General features: G+C 58.5%; 17 protein-coding genes. 10 read left to right on the top strand and 7 right to left on the bottom strand.

The window, feature by feature from the left end; translation table 11 throughout:
• The gene (locus tag V6N02_RS04030) at window positions 1–918 is read left to right on the top strand and encodes a pseudouridine-5'-phosphate glycosidase (RefSeq protein WP_371224201.1); all 918 of its coding nucleotides are present in this window, start codon (window positions 1–3) and stop codon (window positions 916–918) included.
• 64 nt (window positions 919–982) lie between these two features.
• Window positions 983–1,669: a DUF502 domain-containing protein gene (locus V6N02_RS04025; protein ID WP_371224200.1), complete on the top strand. Its 687-nt coding sequence runs from the start codon at window positions 983–985 to the stop codon at window positions 1,667–1,669.
• Between the two features lie 346 nt (window positions 1,670–2,015).
• On the opposite strand, the gene V6N02_RS04020 is transcribed toward V6N02_RS04025, so the two are convergent.
• Together V6N02_RS04020 and V6N02_RS04015 are read right to left on the bottom strand one after the other, a co-directional pair.
• Window positions 2,016–3,038 carry a patatin-like phospholipase family protein gene (locus V6N02_RS04020; protein WP_371224199.1) on the bottom strand — a complete coding sequence of 341 codons (1,023 nt, stop codon included), beginning with the start codon at window positions 3,036–3,038 and terminating at the stop codon, window positions 2,016–2,018.
• 37 nt (window positions 3,039–3,075) lie between these two features.
• A complete protein-coding gene (locus tag V6N02_RS04015) occupies window positions 3,076–3,849 on the bottom strand; it encodes a 3-hydroxybutyrate dehydrogenase (RefSeq protein ID WP_371224198.1) in 774 nt (257 codons plus the stop codon).
• 340 nt (window positions 3,850–4,189) lie between these two features.
• Here V6N02_RS04015 and V6N02_RS04010 point away from each other — a divergent pair, with 340 nt between their 5' ends.
• The gene (locus V6N02_RS04010; RefSeq protein ID WP_371224197.1) at window positions 4,190–6,013 is read left to right on the top strand and encodes an extracellular solute-binding protein; all 1,824 of its coding nucleotides are present in this window, start codon (window positions 4,190–4,192) and stop codon (window positions 6,011–6,013) included.
• 34 nt (window positions 6,014–6,047) lie between these two features.
• Window positions 6,048–6,161: an entericidin EcnA/B family protein gene (locus V6N02_RS04005; protein WP_371224196.1), complete on the top strand. Its 114-nt coding sequence runs from the start codon at window positions 6,048–6,050 to the stop codon at window positions 6,159–6,161.
• A 72-nt stretch (window positions 6,162–6,233) separates the two neighbouring features.
• Here the strand turns inward: V6N02_RS04005 and V6N02_RS04000 are convergent, their stop codons facing one another.
• The gene (locus V6N02_RS04000) at window positions 6,234–6,857 is read right to left on the bottom strand and encodes a helix-turn-helix domain-containing protein (RefSeq protein ID WP_371224195.1); all 624 of its coding nucleotides are present in this window, start codon (window positions 6,855–6,857) and stop codon (window positions 6,234–6,236) included.
• Between the two features lie 65 nt (window positions 6,858–6,922).
• Here V6N02_RS04000 and V6N02_RS03995 point away from each other — a divergent pair, with 65 nt between their 5' ends.
• The 5 genes from V6N02_RS03995 to V6N02_RS03975 all read left to right on the top strand — a co-directional run bounded on the left by V6N02_RS03995 (window position 6,923) and on the right by V6N02_RS03975 (window position 13,042).
• On the top strand, window positions 6,923–8,449 hold the full coding sequence (locus V6N02_RS03995) for a class I adenylate-forming enzyme family protein (protein WP_371224194.1): 1,527 nt from the start codon (window positions 6,923–6,925) through the stop codon (window positions 8,447–8,449).
• The gene (locus V6N02_RS03990; RefSeq protein WP_371224193.1) at window positions 8,436–9,071 is read left to right on the top strand and encodes a DsbA family oxidoreductase; all 636 of its coding nucleotides are present in this window, start codon (window positions 8,436–8,438) and stop codon (window positions 9,069–9,071) included. The genes V6N02_RS03995 and V6N02_RS03990 overlap by 14 nt, the downstream gene beginning before the upstream one ends.
• An 18-nt stretch (window positions 9,072–9,089) precedes the next feature.
• The gene (locus V6N02_RS03985; RefSeq protein WP_371224192.1) at window positions 9,090–9,428 is read left to right on the top strand and encodes a potassium channel family protein; all 339 of its coding nucleotides are present in this window, start codon (window positions 9,090–9,092) and stop codon (window positions 9,426–9,428) included.
• Between the two features lie 81 nt (window positions 9,429–9,509).
• Window positions 9,510–10,721 (top strand): multidrug effflux MFS transporter, encoded by a 1,212-nt coding sequence (locus V6N02_RS03980; RefSeq protein ID WP_371224191.1) that lies wholly within the window; start codon window positions 9,510–9,512, stop codon window positions 10,719–10,721.
• A 116-nt stretch (window positions 10,722–10,837) separates the two neighbouring features.
• Complete coding sequence (locus V6N02_RS03975; protein ID WP_371224190.1) at window positions 10,838–13,042, top strand: NADP-dependent isocitrate dehydrogenase; 2,205 nt, start codon at window positions 10,838–10,840, stop codon at window positions 13,040–13,042.
• A gap of 46 nt (window positions 13,043–13,088) precedes the next feature.
• Here the strand turns inward: V6N02_RS03975 and V6N02_RS03970 are convergent, their stop codons facing one another.
• Entirely contained in the window at window positions 13,089–14,126 is a 1,038-nt protein-coding gene (locus V6N02_RS03970) for a PLP-dependent cysteine synthase family protein (protein WP_371224189.1), read from the bottom strand.
• A gap of 137 nt (window positions 14,127–14,263) precedes the next feature.
• Here V6N02_RS03970 and V6N02_RS03965 point away from each other — a divergent pair, with 137 nt between their 5' ends.
• Entirely contained in the window at window positions 14,264–14,722 is a 459-nt protein-coding gene (locus V6N02_RS03965) for an Lrp/AsnC family transcriptional regulator (protein WP_371224188.1), read from the top strand.
• A 340-nt stretch (window positions 14,723–15,062) separates the two neighbouring features.
• On the opposite strand, the gene hflX is transcribed toward V6N02_RS03965, so the two are convergent.
• The 3 genes from hflX to V6N02_RS03950 all read right to left on the bottom strand — a co-directional run bounded on the left by hflX (window position 15,063) and on the right by V6N02_RS03950 (window position 18,228).
• Window positions 15,063–16,337, bottom strand: coding sequence for a GTPase HflX (gene hflX, locus V6N02_RS03960; protein WP_371224187.1), 1,275 nt, complete (start codon window positions 16,335–16,337; stop codon window positions 15,063–15,065).
• Window positions 16,337–16,576: an RNA chaperone Hfq gene (gene hfq / locus V6N02_RS03955; protein ID WP_371224186.1), complete on the bottom strand. Its 240-nt coding sequence runs from the start codon at window positions 16,574–16,576 to the stop codon at window positions 16,337–16,339. The genes hflX and hfq overlap by 1 nt, the downstream gene beginning before the upstream one ends.
• A 131-nt stretch (window positions 16,577–16,707) precedes the next feature.
• The gene (locus V6N02_RS03950) at window positions 16,708–18,228 is read right to left on the bottom strand and encodes a TrkH family potassium uptake protein (RefSeq protein ID WP_371224185.1); all 1,521 of its coding nucleotides are present in this window, start codon (window positions 18,226–18,228) and stop codon (window positions 16,708–16,710) included.
• Between the last annotated feature and the right edge of the window lie 17 nt (window positions 18,229–18,245).

Below are 18,245 nucleotides of genomic sequence, written 5' to 3'. Positions count from 1 at the left end.
ATGAGTCTTTACACCCTTTCCCCCGAAGTGGCGCAGGCCCGTCGCGATGGCGCCCCGATCGTGGCCTTGGAAAGCACGATCATCACCCACGGTATGCCCTATCCGGACAACCTGGAAACCGCGTGGAAGGTGGAAGAGGCCGTGCGCGATACCGGGGCTATTCCTGCCACCATCGCCGTGCTGGACGGTGCTTTGCATATCGGGCTGTCCGAAGACGAACTGGAAACCCTGGCCAAGGCGCAAAACGTTGCCAAGCTCAGCCGGGCCGACCTTGCGGTCTGCATGGCCGATGGGCGTATCGGTGCCACGACGGTGGCGGCCACGATGATTGCCGCACATCTGGCCGGGATCAGGGTGTTCGCGACGGGCGGTATTGGCGGTGTTCATCAGGGTGCCAGCGACAGCTTTGACATTTCGGCGGATCTGCAGGAACTCGCCCAAAGCCCGGTCACCGTGGTATGCGCCGGGGCCAAGGCGATCCTCGATCTGCCCAAAACACTGGAAGTTCTGGAAACTTTAGGTGTGCCCGTGATTGCCTATGGACAGGACAGCTTCCCCGCCTTCTGGTCGGCCACCTCGCCGCTCACCGCGCCTTTGCGCATGGATACACCCGCGCAAATCGCCAAAGCCCATTTGATGCGTGGTGCATTGGGTCTGCCTGGCGGGCAACTCGTCGCCAACCCCATCCCGCCCGAGGCAGAGATGCCGCATGATCAAATTGCCCCGATCATCGCCCGGGCTCAGGCCGATGCCATGACCCAAAATATTACCGGCAAGGATGTCACGCCTTTCCTGTTGGGGCGCATTTACGAGCTAACAGAGGGGCGCTCTCTGGCAGCTAATATCGCGCTGGTTCTGAACAACGCCCGGCTGGCAGCGGCCATTGCCGCGGAGCTTGAGAAAAACGATACTCATTAACCCCCATTGTCGACCGGCAGGTTTCTGCTTACATATCGGCTGAACCCGTTGCTGATAGAGCCTCATGAACACACCGTTTGACGAAGAACCACCTCATCCACGCAAGGGCGGGATGTTTTCGGGGCTGCGTGCCAGCTTCCTGACCGGTATTGTTGTTATCGCTCCGGTGGCGCTGACGATCTGGTTCCTCTGGGCCTTTATCGGCTGGGTAGACAGCGTTGTGCTGCCCTTGGTGCCCTACAACTTCCAACCCGAGAAATACATCGGCATCAACCTGCGCGGCATTGGGGTGATCATCTTCCTGATCTTCACCATTCTGGTGGGGTGGATCGCCAAGGGCCTGATCGGCAAATCCCTGATCAACTTCGCCGAGTCGTTGGTCGACCGGATGCCAGTGGTGCGCACCATTTATTCCGGCGTCAAACAGATCGCAGAGACGGTGTTTGCCCAATCCGAGCGCAGCTTCGAAAAAGCCTGCCTGATCCAGTACCCCCGCAGAGGCATCTGGGCCATCGGGTTCATCTCGACCACCGCAAAGGGCGAAGTGTCCGCGCGCGCCGAAACTTCGGGTGACCTGATGGGGGTTTTCGTACCCACCACCCCAAACCCAACCTCGGGATTCCTGCTGTTCTTTCCAAAAGAAGATGTGATCGAACTGGACATGACTGTCGAAGAAGCCGCCAAGCTGGTGATCTCGGCGGGGCTTGTTTACCCTGACCACAATGGCGGGGTCGAGGTTGTGGAAGGTTAGAGACAATCTTCCAAGCTTGTCGAATGACTGTTTTGAGCCCAAAACTGTCGCCACTATTACGCGCCAAGCCGGTTAACAGCCGCGCAGCGGCCCGGCCATCGTCCGTCGACCGAAAGTCGATTACTTTGTAATCGACGCAGGGGGCCCCTCCCTTGGGCTGACGATTACTCTGACGACGGCGCTGCGTTCATTCTGTAGATGTACTTTGCGACCATAAAGCGCCCTGAAGCAAATGGTGGGTCGCCACCCCAGGGTCTGACGTTGGCCTCCGGTGGCTGGCACATAGCGGAGTTTGGTTTTGTCCCGCTGGGCGGACATTGCCTTTTTGACATGCAAAAGAGCCAATTCAGCCAAACATCTCTTCGATATCGGTGCTACCGACCACGTTCAAATCGTCGAAGTGGTTCGCAAGAAATGTATCACAGGCCGCGCGCCCGGCTTCTTTCAGTTGGTTGAGCAAGTAAGGGTTCGGCATCAGCTTGGTTGCGACCGACAGCTCGCGCATCAGCGCGTCATCTGCAATCATATGCACCAGCACATGTTTCATCGCCCCATCGGCCAGCGCGCCTTGCTTTAACAGCCGCTGTGCGAAACGGATCGCTCGCAATTCGCGCAACAATGACGAGTTAAAGCTGATCTCGTTAATCCGGTTGTGAATGTCCTGCGGGCTTTGAGGCACCTCGGCGCGCTCCAGCGGGTTGATGTTGATGATCAGGATGTCATCCGGCAAATCACCGTCAAACAGCGGAAACAGCGCCGGATTGCCCGTATAGCCGCCATCCCAATAGGATTGCCCATCAATCTCAACTGCCTGAAACATCGTTGGAAGACATGCCGACGCCAACAGGGCATCGGTGCTGATCTCCTGACCTGAAAACACCCGGATTTTGCCGCTATGCACATTGGTTGCCCCGACATAAAGCCGTGGTTCGGCATCGGCGCAAACCTTGTCATACTCAAAAGCCCGCGCAATCGGTTCCAGCGGGTTGGCATAAAACGGCCCATATGCGTAAGGCGACACCATGCGCGACATCGCATCGCTCCAAAGGTAGGCCGGAGACATCTCCAGTGCCGCGCTCACTGCGCCGGGCATTGGCATCGTGCCGCTCATCCAGGCGGGCATGCGGATGTCTTGCACGGCGCCCATCTTTGACCAAAGCCAATCCAAATGGGCCTTGGCCCCTGCCCTGCCATCTTCAAGCCAGCCCGCCTTGAAGGCCGCACCGTTCATCGCGCCGGCCGAGGTGCCCGAGATCGCTGCAACCTCGATCCGCTCATCCTCAAGCAGCCGGTCCAGCACGCCCCAGGTAAACGCACCATGCGCACCGCCACCCTGCAAGGCCAGATTGATCCGTTTTACATCCGCCACACGCCTGCCCCTTCGGTTTGACGCGCCCCTTGCGTTATCAAAGCGCCGTCCAACCGCCATCGACACTGATCGTTGTGCCCGTCACCTGTGCCGCTGAATCCGAACACAGGTAAAGCGCGGTCCCGCCCAGCTGTTCGACCGTGGCAAATTCTTTCGAGGGTTGCCGCGTTAACATAACGTTCTTGATCACGTCCTCGCGGCTCATGTCATATTCCTTCATCGTGTCTGGAATTTGCGCCTCGACCAGCGGTGTCAGAACGTAGCCCGGACAAATTGCGTTGGCGGTGATCGGTTCCTCGGCGGTTTCCAGCGCAGTCACTTTGGTCAACCCGACGACCCCATGTTTGGCCGCCACATAGGCCGACTTGTAAGGGCTTGCCGTTAACCCATGGGCCGAGGCCACGTTGATCACCCGGCCCCACCCGGCGGCACGCATCATCGGCAGGGCGGCGGCGGTGGTATGGAAGGCCGAGCTGAGATTGATCGCAATGATCGCATCCCATTTGCCGTTCGGGAAGTCAGGAATTGGCGCGACATGCTGAATGCCTGCGTTGTTCACCAGGATATCGCAGGACCCGGCCTTCTCGATCAGCGCGCGACACTCATCTGCCTTGGACATATCGGCCTTGATGTAACGTACCTCGGCACCATGATCGTCGGACAGCTGTTTTGCCAGCGCGTGATCTTCGTCGTTGTCAGTGAAGGAATTCAACACGACCTTCGCGCTCGCCTTGGCCAATTCGATCGCAATCCCCAAACCGATGCCTGAATTGGACCCTGTCACAATCGCTGTCTTACCCGCTACGCTCATCCCGTGCGCTCCTCATGATTTTACAATGCTGCAGTTGCAAAAAAGGATGAAGCCGCGTGGGTGAAATTGCAATCCCTACCCTCGAATGAAGACAGATTCGGCCAAGGTCATCCTTGTCCACGCCCCATTCATCCACACCCCATTACGCCCAAAAAAAACGCCCGCACGAAGCGGGCGTTAAGTTATTGAGGCAGGTTTCATACAGGCAAGAAACCTATCGAGCAGTAACATCTTTATAAGCAATCTCGCGCCGCAGTCCAAGCTAAAAGTTTGAAAAGACGTGAATCCCTGTTTACCTAACCCTTGAGGAAAAGAAGGGGCGAGAAGGATTGTTGCCGAAATGAGATCAGAATTTTTCCGCTCATTGCTTCTCTGCGCCATCATTTTTTCAGGCATTTTATCCACACCGCCTGTGAGCGCACAGCCCAGCCATGGCATAGCTATGTATGGAGAGCCCGCTCTACCACCGGATTTTGTGTCTCTCCCTTATGCAAATCCGGATGCACCCAAGGGCGGACAGGTGGTGACGGGCAATGTTGGGGGCTTCGATTCGCTCAATCCGTTCACCCTCAAGGGCAGCCCGCCCTGGCAACTGAGGTTCCTGGCGTACGAGTCCCTCATGGGCCGGTCCTGGGACGAACCGTTCTCGCTTTATGGCCTTCTGGCCGAATCGGTCGAGACAGGTCCGAATCGCGAATGGGTCGAATTCACCCTGCGCGAAGAGGCCCGATTCTCGGATGGCAGCCCGGTCACCGTCGAGGATGTGATCTGGTCTTACGAGACCTTGGCCACCCAGGGACACGTACGTTATGCCGGGTTCTGGAAAAAAGTGGACCGGATCGAAGCGACCGGGCCGCGCAGTGTCCGGCTGACCTTTAACACCGAAGACCGCGAGCTTGCCCTGATCGCGGGATTGCGTCCGATCCTGCAAAAGGCCCAGTGGGAGGGTAAGGATTTCGCCAGCGCGCGGATCGGTGACATCCCTATCGGCACCGCCCCTTACGTGGTCGACAGCTATGAGGTTGATCGCAATGTGGTTTTGAAGCGCAACCCGGATTACTGGGGTAACGACCTGCCCTTTCGCCGCGGAACCGCCAACTTTGACGAAATCCGGATCGAGTTCTACGGCGATGACACCGTGCTTAAGGAGGCGTTCAAAGGCCAGGCCATCTCGTTCGTGCGCGAGTTCAACGCCGAGGATTGGGCCACCCAGTATGATTTCCCCGCCGTTCAACGTGGCGATATCGTCAAATCCGAAATCCCGCACCAGAAACCGTCGGGCATGACCGGTTTCGTGATGAACACACGTCGTGCCGCTTTGGCCGATTGGCGCGTGCGCGAGGCGTTGATCCTCGCGTTCAATTTTGAGTTTATCAACGACACGCTGACCGGCGGGCGCCAACCGCGCATTACGTCGTACTTTTCAAACTCGGAACTGGGCATGCAGCCGGGACCGGCGACAGGCCGTGTCCGCGAACTGCTGGATCCATTCGCCGACGATCTCCTGCCCGGTACATTGGAAGGTTATGCCCTGCCCCAGGGGGATGGCACCAAACGCAACCGCGCCAATCTGCGCAAAGCCATCAGGTTGCTGGCCGAGGCGGGATGGGCCGTTCAGGATGGAGTGCTGAAAAACGCTGACGGTCAGCCGATGGAGCTAAATGTCGTGCTGAAACAGGATGCGCTGATTCAGCAGGCCACGGCAATCATGGATATCTATGCCCGCGCGCTGGAACGTCTCGGCATCACCTTGAACATTCAACAAATCGACAAGGCACAATATGCCGAGCGCGAGACGAGTTTTGATTTCGATATCACTTTCATGCGCCGCTCACTTTCGCTCAGCCCGGGCAATGAACAATTGCTCTACTGGGGATCAGCCGCCGCCGATCAGCCGGGCAGCCGCAACCTGATGGGCATGAAATCTCCGGCGGCGGAGGCGATGATCAACGCCATGCTGACTTCGGACAGCCGCGAGGACTTTATTGCAGCCACCCGTGCCCTGGACCGCGTTTTAACCGCCGGGCGCTATGTCATTCCGATCCACAACTACGCGGTTGGACGTGTGGCACATGTGAAACAGTTGACATACCCAAAAGACCGCCTGCCGATCTACGGGGATAGCATTTATTTCCTGCCTGAAGTATGGTGGTCGGAAGAATAAGAGCAGATAAAAAACGTAACTGAGGCAAAAAACAATGAAACATCTGGCAGTTCTCGGGCTCGTCGCCTTGCTGGCGGGCTGTGCAACCATTGACGGGATCGGACAAGATGTCTCGGGCGCGGCCCGTGGCGTTCAAAGCTGGTTCTGACAGGCTGACCGTCTCTTTGCTTGATTTGTGAATGAACCGCGCGCGCCCGATGCTGCGTGGGGTTTTAAGTGCTTATACCAGGGAGGTGACCCAGAGGATCGTTGCATCCTCATCGCTGAGCGACACGACATTATGGCCCATCGTGGCATCATAATAGGCGCTGTCGCCGCGACGCATGGTCACCGGTTCATAAAACTCGGTATAAAGCTGGATCACCCCGGTCAGCACATAAAGAAACTCTTCACCATCATGGCGCACCCAGCCGTCAAACTCCGCAATATTACGCGCCCGGATCCGGGCGCGATAAGGCAACATGTGTTTCTTGGTCAGCGCATCGCCCAGCAATTCATGCTCGTAAGTCACGGTGACTTTCTGCGCGCCCTCGCCCGACTTGGTCACGGCCATGCGTCCGTTGATCTGATCCTTCTGCGGCGGCGTAAACAATTGCGGCACCGAGATATCCAAACCCACGGCCAGCTTTTTCAATGCCTCGTAAGTGGGTGACATCTGACCGTTTTCGATCTTGCTGAGGGTTGAACGCGCCAACCCGGCCTGCGTCGCCGCCTGTTCCAGCGTCCAGTTGCGTGCCTTGCGCAACTCGCGCACGCGTTGCCCCAGATCCAGCGGCTCGGCGCTGCCGCTCTGGCCATCTTCGCGCTCGATGCGGATCAGGTTTTGGGGGTCCATTTGGTCCATGAGTTCTAGATAACGTTCCCGCCGTCCCCTTGCAACAGACCCGGCCTGCGCCTAAGCCTTGCGCTATGTTGTCAATCTTCGATAATGGGGCCTATTCGCCCTGCCCTGCGCCGTTCAATCTGGCGGCTCACGTGTTGGGCCAGGGTTCGGCGCTTGGCGATAAGACTGCACTGGATGTTTTGGGCCTCACAGGCGCGGACAGCTGGTCGTATCAGCGGCTGATTGCGGCGGTGCGCGGCACGGGAACGGGTCTGTTACAGGCTGGCCTTGTTCCCGGCGACCGGGTGATGATGCGGCTTGGCAATACGGTGGAATTTCCGATTGCATACCTGGGGGCAATAGCGGTCGGCTTGGTGCCTATTCCCACCTCATCACAGTTGACAGGCCCCGAAGTGCAAGGGGTGATCGAAACCACATCACCCGCTGCCATCTTGTTGGGTGATGGCATTGCCTGTCCCGCAACGACCTTGCGGGTGATTGACCAATCCACACTTGAAGCGATGCGCGATCTGCCCCCTGCCGCGTGGCACATGGGCGATCCGAACCGGCCCGGATATATCATCTTCACCTCCGGAACCTCGGGTATTCCCCGCGCCGTGGTCCACGCTCATCGCGCGATCTGGGCGCGTCAGATGATGCACACCGGCTGGTATGGACTGACCGTGGATGACCGATTGCTACATGCCGGGGCGTTCAACTGGACCTATACGCTGGGCACCGGCCTGATGGACCCGTGGAGCGTTGGAGCCACCGCCCTGATCCCCGAGCCCGGCGTCGCCCCGGATCAACTTCCAATGCTTCTGGCCCGGCATGACGCAACGATTTTTGCCGCAGCACCGGGCGTTTATCGAAAACTCTTAAACCATGTACCGCTCTCCTTGCCGAAGCTGCGCCATGGGCTGTCCGCTGGTGAAAAACTGTCCGATACGATCCGCCAGGCTTGGGAAACGGCCACCGGCACGCCGATTTACGAGGCGTATGGTATGTCCGAATGTTCGACCTTTATCTCGGGCAGTCCTGACCACCCTTCGGCACCGGGTGCGTTGGGGCGCCCGCAGGATGGCCGCCGGATTGCACTGGTAGATGAGGCAGGCAAACCTGTCCCTCTTGGAACAGAAGGAACAATTGCGGTGCATCGATCTGATCCCGGCCTGATGCTGGGTTATCACGGCGCCGAGCAGGCCACCGCCGGGAAGTTCAAAGGCGAATGGTTCCTGACCGGCGATCAGGGCCATATGGATGCTGACGGGCAAATCACCTATCACGGGCGTGACGATGACATGATGAATGCAGGGGGCTATCGCGTCTCGCCGATCGAGGTCGAGGCGGTGATGACCACCCATCCCGGCATCACCCAATGTGCCGTCACCGATATCGAGGTTAAGGCCGATGCCCGACTTATCATGGCTTTCTACACCGGCCCTGCGCCCGTGCCCGAGGCCGATTTACAGGCTCATGCCAAAACCCGTCTGGCGCGCTACAAACGCCCGCGCGGTTTCTTTCACGTCGACGCCCTGCCAACGGGTGCAAATGGTAAACTGATCCGCCGGGCTTTGGCTCCGGTCTATGAGGCACTGAATGATCAAGCTTGATATTATTTCCGACCCGATTTGCCCTTGGTGCTACATCGGGAAAACTCTTCTGGATCAAGCTCTTGCCGAGCGTCCTGATCACCCCTTCACGATGGAATGGCATCCCTTTCAGCTGAATCCCGACATGCCCGCCGAAGGCATGGATCGGCGCGCCTATCTGGAGGGTAAGTTTGGCGGCAAGGAAGGTGCGGTACAGGCCTATATGCCCGTGGTGGAACGCGCCGCAGCCGCGGGGCTTGAGATCAATTTCGAAGGGATCGCGCGCACTCCCAACACGCTGAACGCCCACCGTCTGATCCATTGGGCCGGAATTGAACAACGTCAAACCCCTGTCGTGATGGCGCTGTTCAAGGCCTATTTCGAAGAAGGTCGTGATATTGGCGACATGGACGTTCTGGCCGATATTTCCGACGCGGCAGGGATGGACGCCGCGGTGGTGCGCAAACTGCTGCAATCGGACGCCGATTTGGACGACATTCGTGCGCGCGACGCACAGTATCGCGAAATGGGCGTCACCGGCGTGCCCACGTTTATCGTGGCCAATCAACATGCAGTGCCGGGCTGCCAACCCGCCGAACTTTGGGTTAGGGTGATTGATGAATTTAAGGAACAAACCGCCTAGCTTACCCGGAGGCCCGACATGCGCAGCTTTCAGTTTCTCGCCATTTTATTGGCTCTTGCCACCGTGGTCCTCAGTGGCACGGTGTTTTTCAAGTTCGTTGAGGGCTGGAGCTGGATTGACGCGTATTTCTTCACAGTCGTCACCCTGTCGACCGTCGGCTATGGCGAGCTGGTGCCCGCGACACCGCTAGGCCGGATTGGCACAACGGTTTTCATCTTCGTTGGCCTTGGTGTCTTTGCGTTGGCGATCCAGCAATTCGGGCACTTCACTGTCAAGAAACGGGAAAAGCACGCCGAATGGTTGATGAAACATCTGGCCCATGCGCCACCGCCCGAGGATACCAAGGGCGACAGCTAGCGGCCAGTGTGCGCCTGCGGCGGCTGGCCTGTGCGGATACGGGCGTTGGCCCGCCCGGACGCGCTGTGATAGCCCAGCCATATGACTGACACCTCCGTCCAGCGTCCAAGCCTCGGCATTGCCGAATTCATCGCCCTCATGGCGATGCTGACCGCCATCGTGGCCTTTGCGATAGAGGCGATGCTGCCCGCCCTGCCCCAGATCGCGGGCGAACTCACGTCCGAGGCGCCTAATCGCGCCCAGTTGATCGTGACCAGTTTCGTCTTTGGCATGGGGTTGGGCACGTTCTTTGTGGGTCCTTTGTCGGACAGTTACGGGCGCAAGCCGGTTGTCCTGTGGGGCTCTGCCTTGTTTATGTTGGCCTCGGCCTTGGCCTGGATGGCGACCAGCCTTGAAATGGTGATCGCCGCCCGTGTGTTGCAGGGGCTTGGGGCTTCGGCGGCCCGGATCGTGCCAATGGCGATCACGCGCGACTATTTCGCCGGGCGTGAAATGGCGCGGATTAATTCGATCATCCTGATGGTATTCACCCTTGTGCCTGCGATTGCCCCGCTCTTGGGCAGCTACATCATCGCATTGGCGGGCTGGCGTGGGATATTTGCCTCGTTAATGCTGTTTTCCTTCGCCTCGGCCTTCTGGTTGGCCCTGCGTGTGGCCGAGCCCTTGCCCCCCGGGCGCCGTCGTCCGTTCCGTGCACGCCCGCTGAAGGAAGCGGTCCGCGAAGTTCTGGCCAATCCGGTTGTGCGGCGCAGCACCTTCGTGCTGACACTGTGTTATGTCGCCCTGTTCGCCTCGCTCAGCTCGATCCACCCGATCTTTGAAACGGGGTATGAGCGGGGTGCAAGCTTTCCCTACTGGTTCGCCCTGCTCGCCCTGACTGCCGGGGGGTTTAGCCTGCTGAATGCCGCGTTGGTGGTGCGGTTGGGCATGCGGCGGCTGGTACGGGTGGCGATGGCCGGGCTTGTGACGATCACTCTGATGCTGCTGATCTATGAAATGCTGATCGGACCCCTGCCCTTCTTGCTCTATTTCATTTGGCAGATTGGCGTCTTCATTAATATCTCGATGACGCTGGGCAACCTCACCGCCATCGCGTTGGAACCGATGGGGCATCTGGCGGGTACCGCCACCAGCGTTACCTCGGCGATCGCGACGGTAGGATCGGTGGTTTTCAGCATTCCCATCAGTCTGATGTTTGATGGCACAGCCCTGCCTTTGATGATCGGAGTGCTGGTCGCTGTCGGCGCAGGGCTGATACTTATGCGCGGTCTTGGGGCAGAATATATTGAATAGTATACAATCGCATACTGTACCTTTTCAGCACTGCGAAATTGCGTTATGACGCAGGCAGCAGGGCGACTCATCATGGGCCGCCACATGACCGATAATCCCTGATCCGGAGGCACATCATGGCCAACAGCACCACACCCGACATCATCTATACCAAGGTTGACGAAGCGCCTGAGCTTGCCAGCGCCTCACTCCTGCCGATCATTCAGAAGTTTGCCGCCGCTGCGGGTGTATCCGTCGGTACCAAGGATATCTCGCTTGCAGGCCGCATCCTGGCCACCTTTCCCGAACACCTCACCGCGGAGCAACGCATTCCAAACGATCTGGCCGAGCTTGGCGAGTTGGTGAAAACGCCCGAGGCGAACGTGATCAAGCTGCCCAATATCTCGGCTTCGGTGCCCCAACTGGTCGCCGCGATTGAAGAGTTGCAGGGCAAAGGCTTTGCAATCCCCGACTACCCCGAGACGCCGGAAACCATCGCCGAAAAAGAAGTGCGCGCGCTCTATGACACGATCAAAGGATCGGCGGTAAACCCGGTTCTGCGTGAAGGCAATTCGGATCGTCGCGCGGCGGCGGCTGTGAAATCCTTCGCCCAAAACAATCCCCATCGCATGGGCGACTGGAGCGCGGACAGCAAAACCCGTGTTGCTGCCATGGACGGTAATGATTTCTTCTCGAACGAAAAGTCCACGACGCTTGATGGCGCCGCGACAGCAAAGATCGTCCTTGAAACGGCTGATGGCGAAACCGTCCTGAAAGACGGTGTGTCCTACCCCGCTGGCACAGTGGTGGATGCGACGTTCATGTCCGCAAAGGCGCTGGATGAGTTTCTTGCCGCAGAAATCGAACAAACCAAGACCGAAGGCGTGCTGTTTTCGCTGCATATGAAGGCGACGATGATGAAGGTCTCGGACCCGATCATCTTTGGCCATGCGGTCAAGGCGTGGCTGGCCCCGGTGTTTGAGGCCCATGGCGATAAGATGGCCGAACTGGGTGTGAACCCCAATCAAGGTCTTGGTGCGCTGTTGGAGAAAGTCGAAGGCGACGCCGAAATCATGGCTGCCATCGAGGCCGTGACCGCAGCACGCCCGCCAATGTACATGGTCGACAGCGACCGGGGCATCACCAACCTGCATGTGCCCTCCGACGTCATCATCGATGCCTCGATGCCCGCGTTGATCCGCGCCGGTGGCAAAGGCTGGGGTCCGGACGGGAAAGAGGCCGATGCGGTCTGCGTGATCCCCGACAACTCCTACGCGCCGGTTTATGATGAGACGATCAAGTTCTTCAAGGCCAATGGAAAGCTCAACCCAGCCTCCGCCGGGACCGTGCAGAACCTGGGCCTGATGGCCCAGAAGGCCGAAGAATACGGCTCGCATCCCACCACGTTTGAGATCCCCGAGGCCGGCACTGTTAAGATGATCCTTGAGGATGGAACTGTGCTGCATTCTCACGCTGTCGAAGCTGGTGACATCTGGCGCTCGGCCTCGGCCCGCAAGGCACCGATCGAGGACTGGGTGAACCTGGCCATTGCCCGTCAGAAGGCCACGGGCTTCCGTGCGATCTTCTGGCTGGATGAAAACCGCGCCCATGATGCCGAACTGATCAACTATGTGCGCCCGATCCTTGACGCCAAAGGTGTGGCCGACAAGTTCGAGATCATGGCCCCGCGCGAGGCCACACGCGCCAGCCTTGAAACCATCACCAAGGGTGAAAACACCATCGCCATCACCGGCAACGTGCTGCGCGATTACCTGACCGACCTGTTCCCGATCCTCGAACTGGCCACTTCGGCCAAGATGTTGTCGATTGTGAAACTGATGCAGGGTGGCGGATTGTTTGAAACCGGCGCTGGCGGGTCGGCCCCGAAACATGTGCAACAGCTTCAGGCCGAAAACCACCTGCGTTGGGACAGCCTTGGCGAATTCTGCGCTCTGGGCGAAAGTTTCAAGTTCCTTGCCGACGCCAAAGATAATGCCAAGGCCCGCGTGCTTGGTGAAGCGGTCGAAGCGGCCACCCAAGGCATTCTCGATAACAATCGCTCACCCAGCCGCAAGGTGGGCGAGCCGGATAACCGCGACAGCCACTACTGGTTTGCCCGCTACTGGGCCGAGGCGCTTGCCGCGCAAAGCCACGATGCCGATCTGGCCGCCGAGTTTGCGCCCGTCGCCCAGGCCCTCGCCGACAATGAGGCCGCCATTGTGGCCGAACTGGCCGCAGCGCAGGGCAACGCGGCAGATACCGGCGGCTATTACACCGCCGATGCGGACAAATTGGCCGCAGTGATGCGCCCCAGTACCACGCTGAACGCCATCATTGGCTAACAGGATACCGCGCCCCGACCCGGCTTGAGGGAGTCGGGGCGCGCCATTACCAACGCTGTAATGCGGCCAGATAGGGTGCGGGATCGCCGATCTTTTCTGCCACCCAATCCGGATTGTAATGTGTGTCGAGATATCGCTCGCCCCCGTCGCAGAGAAGCGTGACGATCGAGCCTTGTTCGCCCCTTTCAAGCATACCTTCCGCCACTTTCAGCGCGCCCCAAAGGTTGGTGCCTGTTGATGGGCCGGCCTTGCGGCCAATCCGCTTTTCCAACCACCAGATTGTGGCGATACTGGCCGAGTCGGGCACTTGAAGCATCTCGTCTATCACGCTGGGCTGGAAAGACTTTTCCACTTTGGGCCGGCCGATCCCTTCGATCGGGCTGGAACAGTCTCGTGTCAGGTCCATATCGCCGGTCACGTAGCTGTCGTAAAACACCGAACACTCCGGATCGACAACCAGCAGGCGCGACCCATATCCTTTGTAGCGCACATAACGCCCCAAAGTGGCCGAGGTGCCGCCAGTGCCCGCACTCATCACCAGTGTATGGGGGATCGGGTGCGGTTCGCGTTGCATCTGCGAAAAGATGCTTTCAGCGATGTTGTTATTGCCCCGCCAATCGGTTGCACGCTCGGCATAAAGGAACTGATCCATGAAATACCCACCCGTCTGCTCGGCCAGTGTCACGGCGGTCTCGTGCATTTCCGGGGCCGTCTCAACGAAATGACACTGGCCGCCATAAAGGGTGATCATGTCGATCTTCTTTTGCGCGGTCGAGCGCGGCATAACCGCCACAAAAGGCAGCCCAAGCATCTGCGCAAAATAGGCTTCGGACACCGCCGTGCTGCCCGAAGACGCCTCGATCACTGTCATACCCTCAACCAGCTTGCCATTGCACAGCGCATAGAGAAACAGCGACCGGGCAAGGCGATGTTTCAGGCTGCCAGTAGGATGGGTGCTTTCATCCTTGAGATAAATATTAATCCCCTCCAGCACCGGCATCGGCAGCTTGAACAGATGCGTATCGGCCGAGCGTTGATAATCGGCCTCAATCCGTGAAATGGCGTCGGATACCCAACTGCGCATCGCGTTGCCCCTTCTGTGATGGTGGTGTTCCGTGAGTGGTGGTTAAGTCAGAGTAATTCGGTCGGCTTGAGAATCTTTCCCGATTATCATGACAAATTCCTTGATTGTGGGATGTTATCTCAGGTATCTCGCAATTTATGGTGAATATTGATGATATAGACCGCCGCATCCTGATGGAATTGCAACGTGATGCTTCCTTGCCGTTGGAAACATTGGGTGACCGTGTCGGACTGTCTCGCAATGCCTGCTGGCGCCGCGTCAAGGCCCTGGAGGCGGCGGGCATCATCAGGGGACGCGTGGCATTGCTGGATGCGCGTAAGCTGGGTCTGGGGCTGATGGTCTTCATGCAAGTACGCGCCGCGGCCCATGATGCGGCATGGCTTGAGAAATTTGCCCGCGCCACCACCGGTGTGCCAGAAATACAGGGGGTCTACCGGATGAGCGGCGATCTGGATTACCTGATCCGCGCCCGCGTGGCGGATATGGCCGACTATGATCGGCTCTACCAAACCTTGATTGCCCGTGTGCCGATGGGCGATGTCTCGGCAAGTTTCGTGATGGAAGAGATCAAGGACACAACAGCGCTACCCTTGTAACGCGCTCCCAGAATTTGGCTTTCGGCAATCCTTTTCTAGTTTTTGGCCATTTCATTGGATAAGTGCCTGGGGATTTCATTGTTTCAAATGGGTCAGGAATTGCAAAATTTAATGGAACAAATGATCTTTAAATGCTGAACAGCAAGCCGATCCCAAGAAAAAAGAAAAACTGACCCGCCAGGCTAAGAAAGCGGTCTATGAATTGGAAGATGATCAACGTTTCTTGGGGGAAGACATAAGCGCTTTGCAGGGCTGGGAAGACACACTGGTGCATTGCCAGGCGTTCACAAATCCGTCTCGAATGGATCAAGAATCATAACGACAACTAGAACACCGGCGTTCAGAGCCCCTCAAACTGCGCCTTTTGCATCGCGTTCCAGCGCACGGTCAGGGTGTAGCCGTCCTCGCCCGGTTCTTCGGCCTCAACCAGGCCTTTCTCAAACAGCCAGGCGCGTTTGCGCCCGTCCTTATAGCCCAGCACCACCTCTTCGTCCTGTGTTGTGCCGGCCAAAGCCGCTGTGATCGCATCGACCAGAGCATCAAGCCCCTCGCCTGTCACGGCCGAGATCGCCAGAACATCTTCGGCGCGCTCAGCACGGGTCAGGACCGCGGCCTTGGCCTCCCCGTCCAGCCGATCGACCTTATTCCAAACCTCGATCCGGGGCGTTGTCTCAAGCACGCCAAGACTGTCCATGATCGCCGCAACGTCCTGCGCCTGTTCCTCGGTTTCAGGGTGCGAGATATCGCGGACGTGACAGATCAGATCAGCCTCAAGCACCTCTTCCAAGGTGGCGCGGAAGGCCGCAACCAACTCGGTCGGCAGATCGCTGATGAACCCCACCGTGTCGCTGAGGATGATCTGGGGGCCGCCGCCGGGCAACTCGATCTTGCGCATCGTCGGGTCCAGCGTGGCAAACAGCATGTCCTTGGCCATCACCTCGGCCCCGGTCATGCGGTTGAACAGCGTGGATTTCCCGGCATTTGTGTAGCCCACCAGCGCGACAATCGGGAATGGCACCTTGGCGCGCGCGGCGCGGTGCAGGGTCCGGGTTTTGATCACCTTGGCCAATTGGCGGCGCAGGCGTACCAGTTGGTCGTCAATTGCCCGTCTGTCCGCTTCGATCTGCGTCTCGCCGGGACCGCCGACAAATCCTAAACCACCGCGCTGGCGTTCAAGGTGTGTCCAGGCGCGCACCAGACGGGTGCGTTGGTACGACAGGGCGGCCATCTCGACCTGCAACACCCCTTCCCGGGTCGCCGCCCGGTCGCTGAAGATTTCCAGGATCAGACCAGTCCGATCCAGCAATTTCAGCCCCCAGGCCTTCTCAAGGTTGCGTTGCTGTACAGGGCTGACCGGGCCGTCGATCAGAACCAGATCAATCTCTTCGGCTTCGAACAAAGCGCGCAGCTCTTCCAGTTTGCCCTTGCCAAACAACGTGCCTGGATGCGGGGTTTTCAAACGCACGACCGTATCGCCCGCCACTTCAAGTTCGGGCAAGGCATGGGCCAGCGACACTGCCTCTTCCAAAGCAAGAGCGGGATCGCGGGTGCGGTCGTTGGACGGGATGTCAGGATGCAGCACCCAAGCCCGGGTGCGCACAGGGGTGTCCCCCATCAAGAGGCGTCGTCACCGTCGTAGAGATTCACCGGCTGCGACGGCATAATCGTGCTGACCGCATGCTTGTAAACCAGCTGGGATTGCCCGTCACGGCGCAGCAGAATGCAAAAATTGTCAAACCAGGTGATCACACCCTGCAGCTTAACGCCATTGATCAGAAATACAGTGACCGGAATCTTGGTCTTGCGCACCTGATTCAGAAACGCGTCCTGCAGGTTTTGTCGGTCGTTCGCCATAATTAAATTAACCTTTATTCTTGCATGTGCCGCGGATCGGCACCGTTTTTCCCTCGGCGCGAGTATGGCGGCACCGTTCGGGGTTTGCCACCCCAAAAATCAAGTTGCTACGCTTGAGCGCAGGCCCACGCCTAGTTGCGCCAAAAACCGGGGTTCAGGAGAGCGATAATCGCCAAGGTTTCCATGCGTCCCAGAACCATAGCTGCGCATAGAACCAGTTTGGCCCCGGGGGCCAGTTCGAGCAAAACAATAGGCGTTTCCGCCGCCACGCTGACCAGCGGTCCTGTGGTGGACAAGGCCGCAATTGAAAGGATCAGCGCCGATTCCAAGTCCTGGCCCAACGCTGCCAGAACAACGGTGATCAAAGCCAGAGAAATCGCGAATAGCATAAAGAATATCCACGCAATGAACGCGCCTTCGCGGCGAATGCGTCGGCTGCCTTCGCTGGCCCGTCCCACTGAGGACGGATGCACCAACCGTTCCATCTCGCGACGTCCATTCAGGTAAAGCGCATAGACCCTCAGCAGTTTGACACCGCCGGCCGTGGTGGCCACCCCGCCTCCGACAAGGGACAGGCCCAGCAGGATCAACCCCGGCGTGCCAAGGCCTGACCAGTCGCGTGCCGCGACCCAATCGCCGCTTTCAAAACCGGTGGTTGACAGGAAGGACAACACGGTAAAGGCCCCGCCCCAAAGTGCCTGCAGCGCCATCCAGAGGTTTTCGGTCTCGTCCACGTCAAACGCGGCCAGCCAATGACGCGCAAAGAGCAGAATCGGTACGCTAATGACCAGGAGCACGCCAAGTCGAAATTCGGGATCAGTTTGAAAACCAGACTGGGCGCTGGTGATCGTGTCCTTCGAAAAGGTCAGACGCGACAATGCGAACAGCATGAACAGGAACATCACCATCTCGCCGCCAAGGCCCGAATTGCCGTTTTGCACCCCCCCCACCGGGGAAATCCCGCTGGTGGCCATCACCGACATCGAGTGGATCAGGGCAACCAGCGAGCGATCTCCATTCAGCATCAACAGGATCCACATCCCCCCCGTCAGGCCGATATAGATCGGGGCCAGCGTATAGGTGATCTGCTGAAATCGCTTGGCGGAACTGGCGCGCTGAAACCGGTCCAAACGGGTTTCGTTCTGCCCCGGTTCAGCACTGGCCGTCACCTCGAACCCCCCGAGGTTCAGCGGCGCCAGAACCGCCGAGGCCGACACCCAGATCAGCAAGCCCCCAAGCCAACCAACGATCCCGCGCCATAAATGCAGGCTGTCGACCAACCGGTCCGGATTGTTGAACAGTGGTAAGCCTGTCGTGGTCAGGGCCGACACCATGTCGAGATAAGCGTTGAGGAACGATGTGGTCTCCAACGCCTCGTAAAACGGCATGGCAAGAAATACCGGCAGCAGAACATAAGCCAGGAACAGCGAGATCAGGTTGGAGAAATCACTGTCCTTGCGTCGCTCGCGCGCGGACATGGCCAGACCGATGATCAAAACCAGCGCCATACCAAGCACAGCGGAATAACCAAAAGCCTGCGCGACGCTGTGATCATCGCGCATCAGCGCATCGATCATCGGAAGGAACATCGCCAGCGCGGCAATCCCGGTGAGGATCAGGATCAGGGGGAAAGACAGCAGCTTGCTGAACATGCGCGCGCCGATCCGGA

This window comes from Roseovarius conchicola (assembly GCF_041403425.1).
Classification (GTDB): Bacteria; Pseudomonadota; Alphaproteobacteria; order Rhodobacterales; family Rhodobacteraceae; genus Roseovarius; species Roseovarius conchicola.
Note: the sequence above shows the minus strand (reverse complement) of the source record. Positions and strands in the feature narration are given on the sequence as shown.

What these genes read in the sequence shown, in the direction of transcription:
- V6N02_RS03950 (WP_371224185.1), bottom strand. Translation starts at nt 18,228, where the DNA reads ATGTTCAGCAAGCTGCTGTCTTTCCCCCTGATCCTGATCCTCACCGGG.
- V6N02_RS03990 (WP_371224193.1), top strand. Translation starts at nt 8,436, where the DNA reads ATGATCAAGCTTGATATTATTTCCGACCCGATTTGCCCTTGGTGCTAC.
- V6N02_RS04015 (WP_371224198.1), bottom strand. Translation starts at nt 3,849, where the DNA reads ATGAGCGTAGCGGGTAAGACAGCGATTGTGACAGGGTCCAATTCAGGC.
- V6N02_RS03975 (WP_371224190.1), top strand. Translation starts at nt 10,838, where the DNA reads ATGGCCAACAGCACCACACCCGACATCATCTATACCAAGGTTGACGAA.
- V6N02_RS04010 (WP_371224197.1), top strand. Translation starts at nt 4,190, where the DNA reads ATGAGATCAGAATTTTTCCGCTCATTGCTTCTCTGCGCCATCATTTTT.
- hfq (WP_371224186.1), bottom strand. Translation starts at nt 16,576, where the DNA reads ATGGCGAACGACCGACAAAACCTGCAGGACGCGTTTCTGAATCAGGTG.
- V6N02_RS04000 (WP_371224195.1), bottom strand. Translation starts at nt 6,857, where the DNA reads ATGGACCAAATGGACCCCCAAAACCTGATCCGCATCGAGCGCGAAGAT.
- V6N02_RS03980 (WP_371224191.1), top strand. Translation starts at nt 9,510, where the DNA reads ATGACTGACACCTCCGTCCAGCGTCCAAGCCTCGGCATTGCCGAATTC.
- V6N02_RS03985 (WP_371224192.1), top strand. Translation starts at nt 9,090, where the DNA reads ATGCGCAGCTTTCAGTTTCTCGCCATTTTATTGGCTCTTGCCACCGTG.
- V6N02_RS04030 (WP_371224201.1), top strand. Translation starts at nt 1, where the DNA reads ATGAGTCTTTACACCCTTTCCCCCGAAGTGGCGCAGGCCCGTCGCGAT.
- hflX (WP_371224187.1), bottom strand. Translation starts at nt 16,337, where the DNA reads ATGGGGGACACCCCTGTGCGCACCCGGGCTTGGGTGCTGCATCCTGAC.
- V6N02_RS03965 (WP_371224188.1), top strand. Translation starts at nt 14,264, where the DNA reads ATGGTGAATATTGATGATATAGACCGCCGCATCCTGATGGAATTGCAA.
- V6N02_RS04025 (WP_371224200.1), top strand. Translation starts at nt 983, where the DNA reads ATGAACACACCGTTTGACGAAGAACCACCTCATCCACGCAAGGGCGGG.
- V6N02_RS03995 (WP_371224194.1), top strand. Translation starts at nt 6,923, where the DNA reads ATGTTGTCAATCTTCGATAATGGGGCCTATTCGCCCTGCCCTGCGCCG.
- V6N02_RS04005 (WP_371224196.1), top strand. Translation starts at nt 6,048, where the DNA reads ATGAAACATCTGGCAGTTCTCGGGCTCGTCGCCTTGCTGGCGGGCTGT.
- V6N02_RS03970 (WP_371224189.1), bottom strand. Translation starts at nt 14,126, where the DNA reads ATGCGCAGTTGGGTATCCGACGCCATTTCACGGATTGAGGCCGATTAT.